This window comes from Maccoyibacter intestinihominis (assembly GCF_040096355.1).
Classification (GTDB): domain Bacteria; phylum Bacillota; class Clostridia; order Lachnospirales; family Lachnospiraceae; genus Maccoyibacter; species Maccoyibacter intestinihominis.
Genome location: NZ_JBBMEX010000044.1, coordinates 1 through 536 on the forward strand (window position 1 = coordinate 1; position 536 = coordinate 536).

Annotated in this window: 1 protein-coding gene; it reads left to right on the forward strand. The window is 41.4% G+C overall.

What is annotated here, in order from left to right:
- Positions 1-536 (forward strand): trigger factor (tig, locus tag WMO43_RS14145; RefSeq protein ID WP_353531592.1); only part of this gene is annotated, 536 nt, incomplete at both ends.

Consider the following 536-nt stretch of genomic DNA (forward strand, 5'->3'; position numbering starts at 1 on the left):
GAAAGACAGAGAGAAAACAATGCCCGCAGCATTACCATCGAAGACAGACCGGTTGCTGATGGAGATACAACAGTCATCGACTTTGAAGGATTCGTAGATGGAGAGGCATTTGAAGGCGGTAAGGGAGAGAATTATCCGTTAGTGATCGGTTCCCATTCTTTCATTGATACATTTGAAGATCAGCTGATCGGCAAGAACTCAGGTGAGGAAGTAGAAGTAAACGTTACTTTCCCGGAAGAGTATCAGGCAGAAGATTTAGCCGGAAAACCTGCAGTATTTAAAGTAAAGATCAACGAGATCAAAGGAAAAGAACTTCCTGAATTAGATGATGACTTTGCGCAGGATATTTCAGAGTTTGATACTCTTGCAGAATACAAAGAGGATGTTAAGAAAAAACTTCAGGAGCAGAAAGAAGCTGCTGCAAAACGTGATAAAGAGGATGAGGCAATCCGTAAGATCATTGATAAATCTAAAATGGAGCTGCCTGAACCAATGATCGAGATGCAGGTTCAGAACATCATCAACGATTTTGCAGA